Source organism: Rubrobacter calidifluminis (assembly GCF_028617075.1).
GTDB classification, from domain to species: domain Bacteria; phylum Actinomycetota; class Rubrobacteria; order Rubrobacterales; family Rubrobacteraceae; genus Rubrobacter_E; species Rubrobacter_E calidifluminis.
Genome location: NZ_JAQKGV010000006.1, coordinates 1 through 18,283, shown reverse-complemented (window position 1 = coordinate 18,283; position 18,283 = coordinate 1). Strand labels below are relative to the sequence as shown.

Sequence of the window (18,283 nt, the reverse complement as noted above, 5' to 3'; positions counted from 1 at the left end):
ATAGTACTATACAAATGCGCAAAATGCGTATATACTACGCACATGAGCCGGGAAGCCAAAGGCGAAAACCTCCTCCTTTCCCTTTCCCACCATGTAGCACCCTCGCCTTCTGCGCCTCCCGGCTCTTTGGATCTCTTTCAAGTCGCTAAGACGCTCAGAGAATCACGAGATGCGCTGCAGCAGTTTGAGAACTCTGCACTGGCAGCGATTGCAGCATCGATCGCTCAGACTGCGGAAAGCCTGGCCAAGACGGCGAGGGAGCTCAGGGAGATCGCCCCGGACGAGTGGCTGACTTTCGAAGAGGCCGCAGCTTATCTCAAGAAAACCCCGAAAGCCTTCGAGAAGGTGGTGGCCCAGGGCGAGATCCCGAAGCACTACCTCACCGAGCGTGGGATCCTATTCTCGCGCAAGGAACTCGACGAGTGGCTGCTATCCCGATGAGGTCACCCATGATTATTACCATAACGCTTACCATAACCCAACGGGGGTCGGCGGGGGTTCATGGGGGTAACGCACAACAGGGCAAAACAAAAAAGCCCCGCAAACGGAGGCTTTTGAGGAGCTGCCGGGCCTGGATTCGAACCAGGACTAGCTGATCCAGAGTCAGCCGTGCTGCCGTTACACCACCCGGCAAAGGTCGCAGGGAGAGAGTTTAACCCCTATCCGGCGTCCCGTCCAGTCTGCGGCACGCCGCCGGTCTCCATCGCGCGCAGGATCCTTATGCGCTCCTCTATCGGGGGGTGGGTGGAGAAGAGGCTGCGCGAGTGTTTCTCGAAGCGCTTTATGGGGTTGACGATGTAGAGGTGGGCTGTTGCACGGTTGGCGACCTCGAGCGGTTCCTGGTCTTTTGCGATCTTCTCCAGCGCGTCGGCGAGACCCTTGGGGTTGCGGGTGAGCTCGACGGCGGAGGCGTCGGCCAGGTACTCGCGCTGGCGGGAGATCGAGAGCTGCAACAGCCGGGCGAAGATCGGGGCGAGTATCGCGAGGATCAGCGCGACGATCATGAGGATGAGCTGCAGCTGGCCGTTGCCCTGGTCGTTCCGGCGCCTCCCTCCGCCCCACCAGAGGCTGCGGAGGAAGAAATCGGCGATCAGGACGGTGGTACCGACCAGGATGCCGACCAGCATCGAGTAGCGGATGTCCAGGTTCCTGACGTGGCTCATCTCGTGCGCGATCACGCCCTGCAGTTCGTCGCGGTCGAGCTTCTCGAGAAGTCCTGAGGTCACCGCGACCGAGGCGTGCTCGGGGTCGCGCCCGGTGGCGAACGCGTTCGGAGCGGAGTCGTCGATGACGTAGACCTTCGGCATCGGGAGCCCGGCGGCTATCGCCATCTCCTCGACGACGTTGAAGAGAACGGGGGCGTCGTCGTGCTCGATGCGGCGCGCCCTGGAGGCGGCGAGGACCATCTTGTCCCCGGCGTAGTAGCTCAGCAGCCCGGAGAGGCCCCCGGCGAAGAACGCGATGACGAGCCCGAAGAAGGCTCCGGCCGGGTCCCCTACCCAGGCGTACCCGATGATGTAGCCGAAGGCGAGGACGAAGACGAGGAAGGTCACGAAAAGAAGCAGGCTGTTGCGCCTGTTCCGCGCGATCCTCTCGCGGAAGGTTGCCTCTGCCGCTCCTCTCATCTTCTAGTCGTAGGAGACGGTCACCGACTCACGCTCGGGGCCCTCGGCCTCGAAGTACTCCCGCTCGGTGAAGCCCATCGCGCGGGCGAAGATGACGGCTGGGAAGCTCTGTATCTTCGTGTTGTACTCCTGCACCGAGTCGTTGTAGTGCTGGCGGGCGAAGGAGATCTTGTTCTCCGTCGAGGCGAGCTCCTCCTGGAAGTCCAAAAGCACCCGGCTCGAGCGCAGCTCCGGGTAGTTCTCGGCGACGGCGAAGAGGTTGCCTATCGCGCCGGAGAGCCGGGCCTCGGACTGTGCCTGCTCGCGCGGGGACTGCGGCTTCATCGCCTCGGCGCGTGCCCGCGTTATCTCCTCGAGGACCTGCTGCTCCTGCTTGAAGTAGCGCTTGACTCCTTCGAGGAGGTTCGGGATCAGATCGTAGCGCCGCTTGAGCTGGACGTCTATCTGCCGGTAGGCCTCCTCGACCTGGTTCTTGCGCCGCACCAGCCCGTTGTAGGTGAAGATCACGTAGAGCACGATGAGCGCTATGATGGCGACTACTATGATTGTTCCGGCGGTTCCCATGGGACCTCCGCGGGTTTTCAGATGACCTACCGGGAGATTATATCCGCCGGCGTTACGTAAGGAGCAGAACTTGCCCGAGTACGACGCCCTCGCCGACCTCTACGACCTGGAGTACGCCCACGATCACGACGTTCCGTTCTGGCTCGCGCTCGCCGGAAGGGAACGCGGCCCCGTCGTCGAGTGGGGGGTCGGTACGGGCCGCATAGCGAAGCGGCTCGCCGGGGCGGGCCACGAGGTGACCGCCGTCGAGCTCTCGGGACCGATGGCCGGGGTCGGGCGCAGGAAGGGTCCGGGCGTCGAATGGATCCGCGGCGACATGCGCAGCGTGAGGCTGGGGAACCGCTACGGGCTCGGCATCTGCGCGTTCAACTCGTTCCTGTGCCTGCTCTCGGTGGACGACGCGCTCATCTTTCTGCGCAACGCCCGCGAGCACCTGCTGCCGGGCGGGCTGCTCGGCGTGGAGGTCTCGGCGTTCTCGCCGGAGGAGCTGTCCGGTGGCCCGGAGCTGCGCCACGACCTGAGCCGCTCGCTCCCGGACGGCGGCACGCTGGAGAGGCTCTCAGTCTCGCGCTACGATACGGCCTCCCAGCTGATGGAGATCACGCTCTTCTACGAGCTCTACGGCGCGGACGGCGTGCTGCGCGAGATGCGCCGCCACCAGCTCACCATCCGCGTGACCTTCCGCGACGAGCTGCTTCTGATGCTCAGGGTCGCGGGGTTCGAACCCGAGGCGGTCTACGGCGGGTTCGAGGGGGAGCCGTTCGACGCGGCGAGCGACCACCTGATCGTGCTCTGCCGCCGTCCGGGTTAGACGGCATAACCCTGGCGATACCAGATCCAATGCGAGGAAGAGACGGCAGCCCGGAGATATCCGCAGGGAGCGGCGTGGGTTCGGATCCCCGGAGGGTCAGCCGGGTAGCAGGCTCTCCCCCATCAGGTACTCGTCGGCCTGACGGGCCGCCTTGCGGCCCTCGGCGATCGCCCAGACGATGAGCGAGGCGCCGCGCCGGGCATCCCCGGCGACGAAGACGCCGGGCTCTTTCGTCGCGAACCCCTCGCGCGATGCTATCGCGCCGTTCGGCGCGTACCCGAGGTCGAGCTCCTCGAGCAGCCTGTCGCGCACCGGGCCCGTAAAGCCGATCGCGAGCAGCACGAGATCTGCGCGCATCTCGAACTCCGAGCCCGCCACGGGGACCGTCCGGCCCTCCGGGGTGCGCTCGGTGCGCACGCAGTGCATCCGCTCGACCCTGCCGTTCGAGCCGGAGAAACCGGCGACCGCGACGTTCCAGCGGCGCTCGCCGCCCTCCTCGTGCGCCGGGTAGGTGTGCAGCACGAACGGCCAGTCGGGCCACTCCATCGGGTCGGGGGACTCGGGCGGCCTCGGACCGTGGGTGAGGACCCTGACCGAGGCGCAGCCCTCCCGGTGGGCGTTGCCCAGACAGTCGGCGCTGGTGTCGCCACCGCCGAGGATGATGACGTGCTTGCCGCGCGCGGTGATCTCCTCGCCCTCGACCGGCAGGCCGGCCACCCGGCGGTTCTGCTGCACGAGATACTCCATCGCGAGGTGGATGCCGCCGAGCTCGCGCCCCGGCACCTTGAGGTCGCGCCCCTGCAGCGCGCCCACGGCGAGGACGATGGCGTCGAACTCGCCGCGCACCTCTTCAAGGGTCGGGTCGTAGCCCACGTGCGCGCTCGTGCGGAACTCTACTCCCTCCTCCTCGAGCTGGCGCAGCCTGCGATCGATGACCCACTTCTCCATCTTGTAGTCCGGGATGCCGTAGCGCAGGAGGCCGCCGATCCGGTCGTCCTTCTCGAAAACGACGACCGTGTGCCCGGCGCGGTTGAGCTGCTGCGCCGCGGCGAGCCCCGCCGGACCGCTCCCGACGACGGCGACCCGCTTGCCGGTGCGCCTCTCCGGCGGCGGGGGCTCCGGGACCACCCACCCCTCCTCGAAGGCCCGCTCGATGATCGAACGCTCTATCTCCTTTATCGTCACGGGAGAGTCGTTGATGGAGAGCACGCAGGCCGCCTCGCAGGGGGCGGGGCAGAGGATGCCCGTGAACTCGGGGAAATTGTTCGTGCGGTGCAGCCTCTCTATCGCCTCCCTCCACCGGTCGCGGTAGGCGAGATCGTTCCAGTCCGGGATGAGGTTGTTCACCGGGCACCCGGCGTTGCAGAAGGGAACCCCGCAGTCCATGCAGCGCGAGGCCTGCTCCCTGAGCTCCTCCCCGGGCATCGGCCGGTAGACCCACCGGTAGTCGCGGACACGCTCGGAGACGGGCCGCTTGGGGACCGGCTTGCGCCCTATCTTCAGGAAACCTCTCGGATCACCCATCAGATCGCCGCCTCCAGCCGGTCCACACCGCGCTCCTCGAGCACCCTCCTGAGGTCGTGCGGCATCACCTTGACGAACTTCGGCAGGATCTCCTCCCAGCTATCGAGCACCCGCCTCGCCGTCTCGCTCCCGGTCCAGCGCAGGTGCTCATCTACCATCTGCTTCAGCAGCGCCACGTCCTCCTCCGACTCGACGGGCTCGAGCCCGACCATCTCGGTGTTGCAGAGCTTCTCGAAGCGGCTCTCCTCGTCGAGGACGAACGAGATGCCGCCGCTCATCCCGGCGGCGAAGTTGCGCCCGGTCGGGCCGAGCACGACGACGACCCCTCCTGTCATGTACTCGCAGCCGTGGTCGCCGACGCCCTCGACGACGGCCCGCGCCCCGGAGTTGCGGACCGCGAAGCGCTCCCCGGCGAACCCGCGGAAGTAAGCCTCGCCCCCGGTCGCCCCGTAGAGGGCGACGTTGCCGACGACGATGCTCTTCTCCGGCTCGTACGCCGCGTCTTCCGGCGGGTAGACGGCGATCCGACCGCCGGAGAGCCCCTTGCCCACGTAGTCGTTGGTGGTTCCTTCCAGGGTGAGCGTGACCCCCTTCGGGATCCAGGCACCGAACGACTGCCCGGCGACCCCGGAGAAGTCCATCCTTATCGTCCCGTCGGGCAGCCCCTCGCGACCGTAGCGGCGCGCCACCTCACCGGCGAGCGCCCCACCGACCGTACGCTGGGTGTTGAAGATCGGCATCGAGATCCTGACCGGCTCCTTCTCTTCGAGCGCCGGGCGGCAGCGCTCGATGAGCCTGGAGTCGAGCGACTCCTCGACCTGGTGCCGCTGGTCCTCGACGTGCCGGATCGTGGCCCCCTCCGGCGGGGGAGCGAGGATGGCCGAGAGGTCGAGCTTCCCGGCCTTGGGGTGCTCTATGCCGTCCCTCACCTTCAGCCGGTCGGTCCTTCCGACCATCTCCTCGAAGCTCCTGAAGCCCAGGGCCGCCATGTACTCCCTCACCTCCTCGGCGAGGAAGAAGAAGTAGTTTATGACGTGCTCGGGGGTGCCGGAGAACTTCCTGCGCAGCCTGGGGTCCTGGGTGGCGACCCCGACCGGGCAGGTGTTCAGGTGGCAAACGCGCATCATGATGCAGCCCACGGCGATCAGGGGCGCGGTCGAGAACGCGAAGTCCTCCGCCCCGAGGAGCGCCCCCACGACGACGTCGCGGCCGGTCTTGAGCTGCCCGTCGGTCTGCAGGATCACACGTCCCCTGAGATCGTTGGCCACCAAAACCTGCTGGGTCTCGGCCAGGCCGAGCTCCCACGGCAACCCGGCGTGCTTGATCGAGGAGAGCGGGGAGGCACCCGTCCCGCCGTCGTGGCCGGAGATCGTGATGTGGTCGGCCTTCGCCTTGGCGACCCCGGCCGCGATCGTCCCGACCCCGGCCTCGGCGACGAGCTTGACGCTCACCTGCGCCTCCGGGTTGACCATCTTGAGGTCGTAGATGAGCTGGGCGAGATCCTCGATCGAGTAGATGTCGTGGTGGGGCGGCGGCGAGATCAGGGCGACCCCCGGCGTCGAGTGCCGCACCTGCGCGATGTACTCGCTCACCTTGTGCCCCGGCAACTGTCCGCCCTCGCCGGGCTTGGAACCCTGGGCCATCTTGATCTGCAGCTGGTCGGCGTTGACCAGGTATTCCGCGGTGACCCCGAAGCGGGCGCTCGCGACCTGCTTTATGGCGCTGCGGCGGAGGTCCCCGTTCTCGTCCGGGGTGTACCGCTCGGGGTCCTCTCCTCCCTCGCCGGTGTTGGACTTCCCGCCGATGCGGTTCATCGCGATCGCGAGCGTCTCGTGCGCCTCCTTCGAGAGCGAGCCGAGCGACATCGCCCCGGTGTTGAAGCGCCGGACGATCTCCTTCGCGGGCTCGACCTCGTCGATCGGGATCGGGTCGAGCTCGAAGTCGAAGAGGCTGCGCAGCGTGGCGAGGCGCTCGCTCTTCTCGTCGTAGTGGCGGGTGAACTCCTTGAAGGCCTCGTAGCTCGCCGAGCGTACCGCCCGTTGCAGCGGGACGATGCTCTTGTTGTTCCACTGGTGGTACTCACCCTGCACCCGCAGCTGGTACTCGCCCCCGACGTCGAGGTCCTCACCCTGTCCCCGGTCCTCGAACGCCCTGCGGTGCCGCTCGAGCACCTCGCGCCCGAGGTCGTCCATCCCGAGCCCCCCGATGCGCGAGGCCGTCCCCCGGAAGTACCGCTCCACCAGATCCTCCCGCAGCCCGACGGCCTCAAAGATCTGGGCCCCGCAGTAGGAGAGCAGGGTCGAGATGCCCATCTTGGAGATGACCTTGAGAAGCCCCTTGTCGATGGCCTTCACGTAGTTCTTCCGGGCCTTCTCGGGATCCGTCCCGTCGAGCAATCCCTCACGGGCCATCTTCTCTATCGTCTCGAAGGCGAGGTAGGGGTTGACGGCGGTGGCCCCGTAGCCGATGAGGAGCGCGAAGTGGTGCACTTCGCGTGCCTCGGCGGTCTCGGCGACGAGGGTGGTGCGGGTGCGTATCCCCTCCCTCACCAGGTGGTGGTGCACGGCGGAGACCGCGAGCAGCATCGGTATCGGCGCCTGCTCGACGCTCACCCCCCGGTCGCTCAGAACCAGGACCGGCGAGCCCCCGCGCACCGCCCGCTCGGCCCGCTCGCACAGGCCCTCCACCGCCCGGCCGAGCCCCTTCTCCCCTGACCCAACCGGGAAGAGCGCCGGCAGGGTCGTCGCGGCGAACGGGCCCGAGCCTCCGAGGTGCCTGATCTTCTCCAGCTCGGAGTTCGTGAGGACCGGGTGGTCGAGCAGCACCCGCCGGCAGTGCTCGGGGGTCTCGTCGAAGAGGTTCTGCTCCGGCCCGAGCGACATCTTGAGCGACATCACGAGCTCCTCGCGCAGCGGGTCTATGGGCGGGTTGGTGACCTGCGCGAAGTGCTGCTTGAAGTAGTCGTAGAGGAGCCGCGGGCGCTCCGAGAGGACCGCGAGCGGCGTGTCGGTGCCCATCGACCCGTCGGGCTCCTTGCCACCCTTCGCCATCGGCGAGAGGATCAGGCGCAGATCCTCGGTCGTGTATCCGAAGGCCCGCTGCCGGCGGGAGAGCGGCGCGGGCTCGGGGCGCGGGTCGGTCTCGGCCTCAGGGAGCTCGTCGAGGTGTATCTCCCCCTCCTCCACCCACCGGCGGTAGGGCCTGCGGGTGTACAGGGAGCTCTTTATCTCCTCGTCGTGCAGCACCTCGTTGCGCTCGGTGTCCACCACGAGCATCCGCCCCGGCTGCAGCCGCCAGCGCTCGACCACGTCCTCCGCCGGGACCCGCAGGGCCCCGTCTTCGGAGGCCATGACGACCCTCCCGTCGCGCGTGATCGTGTAGCGCGCTGGCCTCAAACCGTTGCGGTCGAGCGTCGCCCCGATGATGCGCCCGTCGGTGAAGGCGACCGCCGCCGGCCCGTCCCAGGGCTCCATCAGCGCGCTGTGGTAGCGGTAGAACGCCCGGCGGTCGGGGTCCATCTGCTCGTCGTTCTCCCACGCCTCAGGGATCATCATCGCCACCGCGTGCGGCAGGCTGCGTCCGGCGAGGTAGAGGAGCTCGAGCACGTTGTCGAAGGAGGCCGAGTCGCTCTGGTCGGGCTTTATAACCGGCGAGATCTTCTCGAGATCCTCACCGAAGAGCTCCGAGCGCAGCCGGCTCTCCCGCGCGCGCATCCAGTTGATGTTGCCCCTCAGGGTGTTGATCTCGCCGTTGTGCGCCACGTAGCGGTAGGGGTGCGCGAGCTCCCAGCTACCCAGGGTGTTCGTCGAAAAGCGGGCATGAACGAGCGCAATCGCGCTGGCGACGGCCGGGTCCTTCAGGTCTGGGTAGAACTCGGCGACCTGCCCGCCCCGCAGAAGCCCCTTGTAGACCACCGTCCTGGAGGAGAGGCTCGCCACGTAGCAGCTGTGGCTCTCCTCGACCGCCCGGTGCAGCCGCCGCCGGATCACGTAGAGCTTGCGCTCGAACGCCCCCTCGTCCTTCGTGCCGCTCTCGATGAAGAACTGCCGGATACGCGGCATCACGCTGCGCGCGAGCTCCCCAATGGTCCCCGGCTCGACGGGCACGTCGCGGAAGCCGAGCAGCCTCTGGCCCTCCTCGGCGGCGATGCGCTCCAGCGTCGCCTCCCCGCCCCGGGCGTCCCCATCCTCGAAGATGACCCCCACACCGTAACGCCCGGGTGGAGGAAGTTCGATCCCCATCCTCCCGCACTCCCGGCGGAAGAAGGCGTCCGGGATCTGCATGAGTATCCCCGCCCCGTCCCCGGTCTCCGGGTCGCTCCCGCTCGCGCCCCGGTGCTCCAGGTTGCGCAGGATCTCCAGCCCCTCCTCTACGGTCTCCCGCGTCCTCCGGCCGTCTACGCGCGCTACGAAGCCAAGTCCACAGGCATCGTGCTCGCAGGTCGGGTCGTGGAGTGGTGCGGGTCCGAAGGGTGCCAAAAGTCGCCTCCCCAATGCTCGCTGGGCCTACGGGTGGAGCCAAATTTTTACACGAGCGAGATGCAAATTACAAGCCGGTAACAATCAGGTTGCTAGTCGACTCTCCCCTTTCAGGGTGTCTCCCGACGATTTTTGTACACGGGGCCAACCCTAGAGCTCTTCGAGTTCGGACCTTATCTTCCGCTCCTCCTCCAGAAGCCCGGAGAGGCGCAGCCTCAGCTCGGCTGCCTCGGCCTCGACCTCGGCCAGCCGCAGGGTCAGCTCGCGCTCGCGGGCGGCCTGCTCGGGGGTGCGCTTTTTGGTCGAGATGTTCTCCCGCACCTTCTTCAGGCGCTCCGCGGCCTCCCTGCGCAGCGAGGAGCGGAACTCCTCGTCCTTGAAGTACTCTACGCCTTTCCTGATCCTCTCGTCCGAGAGCAGCTCCGTTATGATCTCCGCGGAGCTCCGCTTGAAGTCCTTGCCGCCGGCCATCCTGCCAATAACCTCCTGATCTTCCGCGAGCGGAAATTGTACCGTGATAGGGCCTAGACGAACTTCCTGTAGACCCCGATGTTGGTGGTGTCGCGCACGCCCATCGCCTCCTTGAGCTCGTTCAGGGTGGCCCCGCGCCGCAGGAGGCGGACGGCGAAGGTGTGGCGCAGCACCATCGGCGAGATGCGCGGCAGCCCCACCTGGTCGCAGCGCTTCCAGAGCGCGTTCTGCAGCGCCTTCGAGGTAGCCACCGGCCTGCCGGCGCGCCCGACGATGAGCTCCGGGGTCTCGTCCTTGCGCATCGCGAGGTAGCGCTCCAGGGCCCGCACGGTCTCCTCCGAGACCCTTCTGGCCCGGGGGGCCAGGTGGGAGCCCGGCCCACCGAGCTGCACCTGCGCGGCGGCGAGGTCGACGTCCGAGCGCAGAAGCCCCCGGATCTCCCCGACCGTCACGCCGGTTTCGAGCATCAGACGGATCATGACCTCGTCCCGGGCATCGTCGAGCCGGTTGACGGGGAAGGAGAGCAGCTGCTCGGCCTCGTCGTCCTCGAGGAAGGTTATCTGCTGGTCCAGAGGCTGGTGCATCGGCTCTATCGGGTCGAAGTCGAGCTCGGCGTCGGTCGCGGTCCGGACCCAGTCGAGAAAGCGCCTCACCGCGGCGTCCTTTCTGTAGACGGTGAAGCGCTTGCGCCGCTGCCCGAGCAGGTGGTTGCGGAAGGCCATCACCTCCCCGACACCGACGTCTTCGATCTCCTCTATGCCGCGCAGGGCGAGAAAGCGGACGAACTCCCTCACGTCCGCCTCGTAGAACTCGGCGGTGCGCGGGCTCGTCTCGGTGTCCTCGGCCAGGTGCCCGGCGAACTCCGTGGCCAGGATCTCGGCTCTCATGTCTCATATTTTACCGGCCCGCCGGGGTATAATCGCGGCGGTGTTCACCAGCTTGAGAGTCTCAGTGATCGTCGTGGCGCTCGGGCTCGTCGTGTTCGCCCTCCTGCCGATCTTCCCCCGCACCGAGACGGCCTCGACGGAGATACACCCCCAGGCTCAGCCCCAGAGACTGCTCGGCGAGGGGGCGGGCACGAGGCCTGCGGGCGGTGGGGTGGGGCCCACGGTGATGAAGATCTCGATCCCGCGCCTGGGCCTCAAGGACGTCCCGGTCCCCGACGGCTCCACCCAGTCGGAGCTCGACAAGATAGGCATCATGCACCTCTCGGGGACGGGCTACCCCTGGCAGAAGGGGTCGAACACGTTCATCGTCGGGCACCGCCTCGGCTACCTCTGGACGCGCACCCCCTACGCGTTCTACAGGCTGAACAAGATGAAGCCGGGCGACAGGATCGTCATAGAGCGTGGCGGCAAGACCTACACCTTCAGGGTCTACGATCGCATCATCGTCCGCCCGGACGACTACTGGGTCACCTACCCGGTGCCCGGCAGGACGACAGTCTCGCTGCAGACCTGCACCCCGATCCCCACCTTCCAGTACCGGCTCATCGTCCGCGGCGAGCTCGTAAGCTCCTAAACTGGTTTTCGTGCCGCGAGCATCTCGACGATCCCTTTCCTGCAACGCCGGCTCTCCTCGACCGAGAACCCCAGCTCGACGACCCGCTCCAGCGGGCGCCTGAGCAGATGGTCCCCGGCGAACCGGACCGAGAGCGGCTCCAGCACCCGCTGCAGAGAGAAGACGACCGGTGAGGTGCTGCGCACGTGGTCCAGCAGAAGCAGTCTGCCTCCAGAGCGCAGCACCCGCTTCATCTCCCGCAGGGCGAGACGCTCGTCAGGTATGCTGCACATGGCGAGCGTGCTCACCACGGCATCGAAGGATTCGCCCTCGAAAGGCAGCGCCTGCGCGTCGGCCTCGGCCAGGTTCACCCGCATCCCGAGCGACCCTGCCCTCTCCCGTGCCACCGCGAGCATGGCCGGGCTGATGTCCACGGCGCTCAGGCTCACCCCCGCGGGGTAAAAGGGAAAATTGCGCCCGGTGCCGACGGCGACCTCGAGGACGTCACCCTCCGCACGGGAGCACACCCATCGCCGCCCGTCCCCGATGAAGAGGCGCTCGAAAGGTGAGATCCCGCTGTCGTAGTGCGGGGCGGTCTTCTCCCAGAGGCGCCGCGTCCTCTCGGTCTCGGGGTTCCGCAATCTAGCGTCGCCGGGAGAGATGGCGGGAGATCACGTCGTAGGATGCGTTTATCTCGGCGGCGAGCCGCTCGGCCCGGGCGCGCCTGTCCGCGTCGGGGAACCGGTCCGGGTGGAAACGCTTTATCAGCTCGCGGCGCTTCCTGCTCACCTCTTCCATCGGTGCCCCCACCTGCAACCCCAGCTTCTGGTAGGCAGCGGCCACTTCGGGCGGGTAACGCCGGGGCCGGAACGTCGTGGTCGCGGTACGCCCGGAGTGGTGGGTCCGACCGCCCGCCTCCTCCCCGGTTCTCCTCCACTCCTCCGCGGCCCCCCGCAGGGCCGCCTCGAAGGCGTTCTTTATGGCTTCGCCACGCTCCCGCCCCACCCGGAGCTTCTCCCCGAAGCGCTCATCCTCCTGCAGGGTGTAGACGAACCCCCGGGCCAGGCGACCCAGGCGGTGCGGGATGCTCACCGGCCTCCTTCTCCCTCCCCGGAGGCCCCTTCACCACGCCCGCCGCGCAGATTCTCCCGGTCGATGATCTGCGTCTCGTCCTGGTCCCAGCTCCCCGGACCGGACGGCTCTTCGTCCGGCACCTCCTCGGTCCTGGAGAGCTCGAAGAACTCACGCACCAGGGCGACGTCTGCGAGGCCCTCTCTCGCCTGGGAGATTTTCTTCTCCTCCTCGCTCACCCCGAAGTCCCGGGCCTCGCGGGCCTTGCGGATCTCCTCCTCCAGGGAGCTTATGACCTCGCGGGTGCGTCTCTTCAGCTCCTCCGAGCGCCGCTGGCTGAGGTCTATGCGGGAGTTGAGCTTTGATTCCCTGCGGTCAGCCGAGCGGGCCAGCTCCTCGATATCTATGCCTGCGGCGGCGAGCGTCTGGCGCACGATGCGCACCGCGCTCTCCCGGGGCACGTCGTCCGGCAGGCTCTTTATTATCTCGGCGGCTCGCTCGACCGTGAAGCTGCTGCGGGGGGGCGCCTCCTCGGGCTCATCGACCTCCTCGAACTCGAAATCCTCGGTGGAGAAGACCATCGTCTCCTCTTCCTCTCCGGTCGAAAAGATCCTCGATAGAAAGCTCTTCTGCCTGTCGCGTTCCTCACTCACCTTATATCGGCTCCATCGATGAGTCGCTTGCAGGGTCCATCTGGCGTGTGATCTCGTCCAAGCTGCGCCTGAAGTATGAGATACGCCTCTTGATGCGGGCGAGGTCCGGACGCCCGGAGGCAACCCCCTCGTCGAGCGTCAGGAGCTCCCCGCACAGACCACCGAGCAGGCTCTCGAACCCTTCGATCCGGGCGTTCAGAGAGCTCACGCCCGCCAGGAGCTCTTCCCTCACCGCCATCTCCTCCCGGCGCCCGGCGAGCGTTTCCTCGAAAGCCTCCCGCAGCCCGGAATCATACGGCAGCTCGGAGATGTCTCGCTCCAGGTTTCGTACCCGCCCCTGCAGGCCTTCCCGGTCCAGGGTCTGCAGATGGCGCCGGAGGAGCGTTCTCCGGCGCAGAAGCCTCGTGGCCTCGCCGAACTCCTCGACCACGGAGAAGACCTCTCCAGCGAGCATGGCGCGCTGCTCAGCCGGCAGGCTCTCCCAGCTTTCGACCAGCGTCCTCTGCAACCTCAGGATACGGCCGGCCTGCGGCGCGGCGACGGGGTCTTCGCGGGCGACCTTCCCGAGGGCTCGCGCGCTGCGCCGGATCGCCCGGCGCATCCGTCGCTCTCCATCCCCCCGCGAGAGGATAGCCCGCGCGGCGACCGGCACCCCGGCCCCGACGAACAGAGCGGCGAGCGAGAGAACTCCGGTGGGATCCATGCCCGGATGTGCCAGGGAGAGGACCCCCTCACCCGCCAGCGCACCGACCGGGACGAGCCACGCGAGGTCCCCACCCCTACCCACGGTCTCCTCTCTCCTCCTCTCCCCCACCGGGCTCCAACTGCCCCGGTTCCCTGAGGCCCATCCGGGCCTCCATCTCCTCCAGCTCACGCTCGGCATCAATGCGTTTTATGTCCTCCTCCACTGATGAGATCCTGTGCCGGGTCTCATCCACACCGAGCTCGCCGACCGCCTGTGCCTCGTAGGAGGCCTGGCGTATCGCCTGCCGGGCACGTTCGAGGTCGCGTGAGGAGTCCGAGAGCGAGATGCTGGACCGGGCTTCGTTCGCCATGCGCAGCGCCCTGGCCCGCTGGTGCTCCTCGAGCAGGGCGGCCCGCTCGCGCACGATCTCGTTGTAGCGTTTCTCCTGCTCGCGAAACGCCTGTTCCATCTCCTGCGAGTTCTTGCGGGCTTCTTCGAGGCGCCCCTGCAGCTCGGCCAGGCTGGCCTGAGCTTCCTGCTTCTGCTGGATCACCTCCAGCGCGGCCTCCCGTTCCCCGCGTGAGAGCAGCTCCTGGGCCTGCCGCTCGCGGGCGGCGACGAGCTTCTGCTTGCTGGCGGCGTCGTCCGCGAGCATCTTCTCGTAGGCCATGGTACGGGCCGCCGCCACCTGAAGCTTCTTCAGGTTGTCCAGTTCGTCCTGTACGGCGTTCTCGAGGAGGATCTCCGGGTTGCGCTCCTCCACCCCGCTCAGGAACCGTCCGAAGAATCCCCGGATGGCCCTGGTCAACCTTCCCATCTGCCCTCCAGCGCTAGAGAACCCTGAAACTAGCCCAAGATTATATCACCGGCCCGATCAGCCCCCTCGTCTCTCCAGCGTGCCCCTCGCCCTGCCGGCTGCGACGAGCGCGCCGGGCGCCCCGCTCTCGAAGGCCGCCTCGAGTGCCTCCCCGGCGGCCTCGAGCAGGGCCCGTCCCGACGCGGCATCCTCGGGGTAGAGCGCCATACCCGCCCTCACCTCTCCGGCACCTAGTGCAGCCGCGGCGGCCAGGCAGCGCCGGGCGGCCTCCCCGGCCTCCTCTTCATCCGCGACGCGGAGCAACACCCCGAACACCTCTCCCTCACCGAGCGGAGAGGCAGGCGCAACCCTCTCCCCCACCCGCTGCATCAACAGCGGGAGCCTCTCGAACCGCCGCCCGGGGTCGACCAGGATGGCGGCCACCCGCCCGGAGGGACTGGCGGCGATCTCGGCCTCCGCCCGTCTGATGAGCGCCTTGCCGCTATCGGGGGCGGATGAACCACCGAGAGCCCCCAGCGTTCCCAGCGCCAGGAAGACGAGCAACCGGAAGCCGATGACGGCGGGTGACTGCGGGACCGCATCCTCCACCAGCAGCCCCGGAAGTGCGGCCAGCAGGTACCCGAGTAGTACACCGGCCGTGGAGAGCAGCTGCACGACCCGGGAGCGGCAGAGGGCGGCGGAGAGAAGGAGCGGGAGGTACAGGGGATAGAGTTCGCTGACCGCCCCTCCCGTAAAGAAGATCACGAGCGAGACGAAAGCTGCGTAGAAGAGGTGAGAGCCAGCGATGGTGCGCAGGGTGAAGGCCCACCCCGGCATAAGGAGCAGCGCGAACGCTCCGGCGACGAGGACGGCAGTGGAAAGGTAGAGCGCAACGGGAGCGGAAGGCGGCTCGTATGAACCGCTGCTGGCCAGCGCGCAGGCCGCGCCGCCGAGCAACATATAAGCGAGCGAGAGCGCCTTCACCCTGCGCGCGCTACCGGAGCGTGCCGTGGTCGCTCTCATGACCCCGGTCATGATACGCTCGCAGCAGGCCCCGCGCCAGCCTCACGCCTCCCGGTGTGCTCAGGAGCTCTTTTTGAGGGCCGGGATCTTCTGCTCCACCGCGCCCCGCTTCTTTATTGCCGTGAAGATCCAGGCCGGCTTGCCGTCGGTGGAGAAGGAGTCGACCCCCGCGGTGGCCCTGGAACCGGGATGCCCCTTCAGATAGGTGCGTACCCTGTCCGCCTTTCCGAGTGCGGTGGTGCTGTCCACTAGCCTGCTCCGGGCCGGCAGCACGTGCCTGAGGATGTCCTTCACCCGGGCCTCCGGAAGCCTGCCCTGCTGGACGCGTTCGATGCTACCTCCCCTCACCAGGAAGCTGGCGTACGCCCTGGAAGAGGGCGAGACGTAGGAGTAGAGCCAGGCAGAGGCGCGCCCGTCAGGGCCGAAGTCCGGCTTCGCGGTCGCCACGGCGTAGAGCTTCGCGTCCTTGCGCCAGCGGTCGGCCGCCCGTCCGGCCGACTCAATCCCCGAGAGGCCGGAGGTCCTGTCCTCCGCCTGCGTCCCACCGCCACCGGATGCGGGGGAAGAGTCGGAATCGGAGGAGGTGGTGGCGGAGAAAGATGTCCCCTTCGCAACCGGTGAAGAGGAGCGGGCCGCGCCCCCGCCGGAGCAGGAAGAGACCAGGGTGATCAGGCAGGCGGCAACGGCGCAGACGACTGCAACGACCTGTATCCTGTTGTGCCTTTTTCCCATCATAGGCGAACAAGTTTAACGGAATCTCGCCGTTCTTCACGGCTTGGGCGTCGCCGCCAGCACCCGTATAATCCCCTGCGTGAGCGTCCAGGACGAAGACATCCGGCGGAAGCTGGAGGAGTTGCGGGAGAAGATCCGCCACCACAACCGGCGCTACTACGTGGAGGACGACCCGGAGATCTCCGACGCCGAGTACGACGCGCTCTACCGCGAGCTCGAGGAGCTTGAGGCGGCCCACCCCGAGCTCATCACCCCCGACTCCCCGACCCAGCGCGTGGGGGGCGAACCGCTGGAGGAGTTCGAGGAGGTCCGCCACGAGGTGCCGATGCTCTCGCTGCAGAACGCCCGCTCGGCCGGGGAGCTCTACGAGTGGGACGCGCGCATCCGCAGGATGCTCGGCGAAGACGCGGAGAGGTTGCGCTACGTCACCGAACTCAAGATAGACGGGCTCGCGGTCTCGCTGCGCTACGAGAACGGGCGCTACGTGCGCGGTGCGACCCGCGGCAACGGGTTCGTCGGCGAGGACGTCACGGCCAACCTGCGCACGGTGCGTTCGATCCCCATCAGGCTCTCCGACGACCCGCCGCCGGTCCTGGAACCCCGGGGAGAGGTGTACATCCCCATCAAAGACTTCGAGGAACTGAACCGCCGCCAGGAGGCCGAGGGCAGGCGTCCCTTCGCCAACCCGCGCAACGCGGCCGCCGGCTCCATCCGCCAGCTCGACCCGAAGGTCACGGCCTCCCGGCCGCTCACGATCTTCCTCTACGGCATCGGCGAAGGGGCGGAGAACTACGAGAGCCATTCCTCCTCGCTCGAAGCGCTCAAGAGCTACGGGCTCCGGGTCAACCCGTACACGCTCCACGAGGACATAGAGTCGGTCGTCTCGGAGTGCGAGCGGTGGGCGAAGGAGAGGGAGTCGCTGGATTTCCAGGCCGACGGCGTGGTCGTGAAGGTCGACTCCTTCGAGCAGCAGCGCGCTTTGGGCAACGTGCAGAAGGCCCCGCGCTGGGCGATAGCGTACAAGTTCGAGCCGCTCGCCGGCAGGACGAAGTTGAAGAGGATCTTCGTCCACGTCGGACGCACCGGCGCGCTCACGCCGCAGGCCGAGCTCGAGCCGGTGAGCATCGGCGGCGTGACGATCTCGCGCGCCACGCTGCACAACGAGGACTACATAAAGGAGAAAGGCATCCTCGTCGGGGACACCGTCATCGTCGAGCGGGCTGGGGACGTGATCCCGCAGGTCGTCCGGCCCGTGGTCGAAGACCGCGACGGCGACGAGCATCCCTTCGAGATGCCGAAGGAGTGCCCGGTCTGCGGCGAGCCGGTCTTCCGCCCCGAAGGTGAAGCCATAACCCGCTGCGTCAACGCCCGCTGCCCGGCGCAGGCGCTCGAGCACATCATCCACTGGGCCTCGAAGGACGCGATGGACATAGAGGGCCTCGGCGAGAAGCTCGCCACGAAGTTCTTCGATCTGGGTCTGGTCCGGGACCCGGCCGACATCTACGAGCTCGAAGCCGGGCAGCTCGTCCCGCTCGAAGGCTTCGGGGAGAAGAGCGCGCAGAACCTGATCCGGGCGATAGAGAAGAGCAAGGAGCGGCCCTTCGACCGGGTGCTCTACGCTCTCGGCATCCGGCACGTGGGCTCGGCGACCGCACGGCTCATCGCGGAGCGTTTCAGCGGTGAAGACCTTCTGAAGGGGGTCAGCGTGGAGCAGCTCGCCGGGATAGAAGGCGTCGGCGAAGTCGTTGCGAGATCCGTCATCGAGTACTTCGAGCGCGAGGACAACCGCGCCCTCATCGAGCGGCTGATGAAGCTCGGCCTCGACTTCGGCTCCGTCGAGCAGAGGCCTGCCGGGGGCCCGCTCACGGGCAAGCGCCTCGTCATAACCGGGACCCTGAGCCGGCCGCGCAGCGAGTTCGCAGAGCGCATCGAGAGGGCCGGCGGCACCGTGACCTCCTCGGTGAGCGGCAACACGGACTACCTGGTCGTGGGTGAGGAACCCGGATCCAAGCTGGAGCGCGCCCGCCGGCTCGGGGTCGAGGTGATAGACGAAGAGAGGCTCGAGGAGCTGCTCTCCTCCTGAGGGGGAAGAAGATTTCTCCGATGGGGAGGCCGTCCTACAGAGACATTTCCTGCTCTTGGGTTTGAATATCTCCCAAAACTGGTAGGCTCATACAGAGTTGAAAGCTCCTGCCGGAGTCCCGGTCAGGGCCTGCGGCGGAAGGAGGAACACAATGATCACGGTGACCGAGGAAGCGAAGGCGCTCTTCCGCGAGATAGAGCACCCCGAGGGTACGGTGCTGCGCCTCGACCCGGTATCCGACCCCGAGACCGGCCAGACCCAGATCGG

The 18,283-nt window shown here is 67.4% G+C and carries 17 protein-coding genes and 1 tRNA gene; 4 read left to right on the top strand and 14 right to left on the bottom strand.

All coding sequences use genetic code 11. The features are described 5' to 3' along the window. Window positions 1-42: 42 nt before the first annotated feature. Window positions 43-441 (top strand): helix-turn-helix domain-containing protein, encoded by a 399-nt coding sequence (locus tag PJB24_RS06225; protein WP_273843865.1) that lies wholly within the window; start codon window positions 43-45, stop codon window positions 439-441. A 121-nt stretch (window positions 442-562) separates the two neighbouring features. Here the strand turns inward: PJB24_RS06225 and PJB24_RS06220 are convergent. The 3 genes from PJB24_RS06220 to PJB24_RS06210 form a co-directional block, all read right to left on the bottom strand. Beyond that, a tRNA-Gln gene (locus tag PJB24_RS06220) sits at window positions 563-633 on the bottom strand. 26 nt (window positions 634-659) lie between these two features. Continuing rightward, on the bottom strand, window positions 660-1,625 hold the full coding sequence (gene htpX / locus PJB24_RS06215; protein ID WP_273843863.1) for a zinc metalloprotease HtpX: 966 nt from the start codon (window positions 1,623-1,625) through the stop codon (window positions 660-662). A 3-nt stretch (window positions 1,626-1,628) separates the two neighbouring features. After that, window positions 1,629-2,189 carry a LemA family protein gene (locus PJB24_RS06210; RefSeq protein WP_273843860.1) on the bottom strand — a complete coding sequence of 187 codons (561 nt, stop codon included), beginning with the start codon at window positions 2,187-2,189 and terminating at the stop codon, window positions 1,629-1,631. A gap of 70 nt (window positions 2,190-2,259) precedes the next feature. On the opposite strand from PJB24_RS06210, the gene PJB24_RS06205 reads away from it, so the two are divergent. After that, complete coding sequence (locus PJB24_RS06205) at window positions 2,260-3,000, top strand: class I SAM-dependent DNA methyltransferase (protein ID WP_273843857.1); 741 nt, start codon at window positions 2,260-2,262, stop codon at window positions 2,998-3,000. A gap of 96 nt (window positions 3,001-3,096) precedes the next feature. Here the strand turns inward: PJB24_RS06205 and PJB24_RS06200 are convergent, their stop codons facing one another. From PJB24_RS06200 to PJB24_RS06185, 4 genes are all read right to left on the bottom strand, one after another. Beyond that, window positions 3,097-4,524 (bottom strand): glutamate synthase subunit beta, encoded by a 1,428-nt coding sequence (locus PJB24_RS06200; RefSeq protein ID WP_273843856.1) that lies wholly within the window; start codon window positions 4,522-4,524, stop codon window positions 3,097-3,099. After that, on the bottom strand, window positions 4,524-9,002 hold the full coding sequence (gltB, locus tag PJB24_RS06195; protein ID WP_273843854.1) for a glutamate synthase large subunit: 4,479 nt from the start codon (window positions 9,000-9,002) through the stop codon (window positions 4,524-4,526). Before gltB ends, PJB24_RS06200 begins: the two co-directional genes overlap by 1 nt. 150 nt (window positions 9,003-9,152) lie before the next feature. After that, window positions 9,153-9,473 carry a hypothetical protein gene (locus tag PJB24_RS06190; RefSeq protein ID WP_273843852.1) on the bottom strand — a complete coding sequence of 107 codons (321 nt, stop codon included), beginning with the start codon at window positions 9,471-9,473 and terminating at the stop codon, window positions 9,153-9,155. A gap of 53 nt (window positions 9,474-9,526) precedes the next feature. Next, window positions 9,527-10,360: a tyrosine-type recombinase/integrase gene (locus PJB24_RS06185; RefSeq protein WP_273843849.1), complete on the bottom strand. Its 834-nt coding sequence runs from the start codon at window positions 10,358-10,360 to the stop codon at window positions 9,527-9,529. 52 nt (window positions 10,361-10,412) lie between these two features. On the opposite strand from PJB24_RS06185, the gene PJB24_RS06180 reads away from it, so the two are divergent. Beyond that, entirely contained in the window at window positions 10,413-10,994 is a 582-nt protein-coding gene (locus PJB24_RS06180) for a class E sortase (RefSeq protein ID WP_273843847.1), read from the top strand. Here the strand turns inward: PJB24_RS06180 and PJB24_RS06175 are convergent. The 7 genes from PJB24_RS06175 to PJB24_RS06145 are packed head-to-tail and all read right to left on the bottom strand — an operon-like array spanning window position 10,991 to window position 15,936. Continuing rightward, window positions 10,991-11,614, bottom strand: coding sequence for a class I SAM-dependent methyltransferase (locus PJB24_RS06175; RefSeq protein WP_273843844.1), 624 nt, complete (start codon window positions 11,612-11,614; stop codon window positions 10,991-10,993). The two genes, PJB24_RS06180 and PJB24_RS06175, sit on opposite strands and share 4 nt — an antisense overlap. 1 nt (window position 11,615) lies before the next feature. Beyond that, window positions 11,616-12,065, bottom strand: a complete 450-nt coding sequence (locus tag PJB24_RS06170) for a J domain-containing protein (protein ID WP_273843842.1) — start codon at window positions 12,063-12,065, stop codon at window positions 11,616-11,618. Next, on the bottom strand, window positions 12,062-12,697 hold the full coding sequence (locus PJB24_RS06165) for a hypothetical protein (protein WP_273843841.1): 636 nt from the start codon (window positions 12,695-12,697) through the stop codon (window positions 12,062-12,064). Before PJB24_RS06165 ends, PJB24_RS06170 begins: the two co-directional genes overlap by 4 nt. A gap of 1 nt (window position 12,698) precedes the next feature. Continuing rightward, entirely contained in the window at window positions 12,699-13,484 is a 786-nt protein-coding gene (locus PJB24_RS06160) for a hypothetical protein (RefSeq protein WP_273843839.1), read from the bottom strand. Next, complete coding sequence (locus PJB24_RS06155) at window positions 13,477-14,199, bottom strand: PspA/IM30 family protein (RefSeq protein ID WP_273843834.1); 723 nt, start codon at window positions 14,197-14,199, stop codon at window positions 13,477-13,479. Before PJB24_RS06155 ends, PJB24_RS06160 begins: the two co-directional genes overlap by 8 nt. A 57-nt stretch (window positions 14,200-14,256) precedes the next feature. Further along, window positions 14,257-15,213 carry a hypothetical protein gene (locus PJB24_RS06150; protein WP_273843831.1) on the bottom strand — a complete coding sequence of 319 codons (957 nt, stop codon included), beginning with the start codon at window positions 15,211-15,213 and terminating at the stop codon, window positions 14,257-14,259. Window positions 15,214-15,261: 48 nt separating this feature from the next. Further along, window positions 15,262-15,936: a hypothetical protein gene (locus PJB24_RS06145; protein WP_273843829.1), complete on the bottom strand. Its 675-nt coding sequence runs from the start codon at window positions 15,934-15,936 to the stop codon at window positions 15,262-15,264. Between the two features lie 76 nt (window positions 15,937-16,012). On the opposite strand from PJB24_RS06145, the gene ligA reads away from it, so the two are divergent. Then, window positions 16,013-18,016 carry an NAD-dependent DNA ligase LigA gene (ligA, locus tag PJB24_RS06140; protein ID WP_273843826.1) on the top strand — a complete coding sequence of 668 codons (2,004 nt, stop codon included), beginning with the start codon at window positions 16,013-16,015 and terminating at the stop codon, window positions 18,014-18,016. Window positions 18,017-18,283 lie beyond the last annotated feature (267 nt).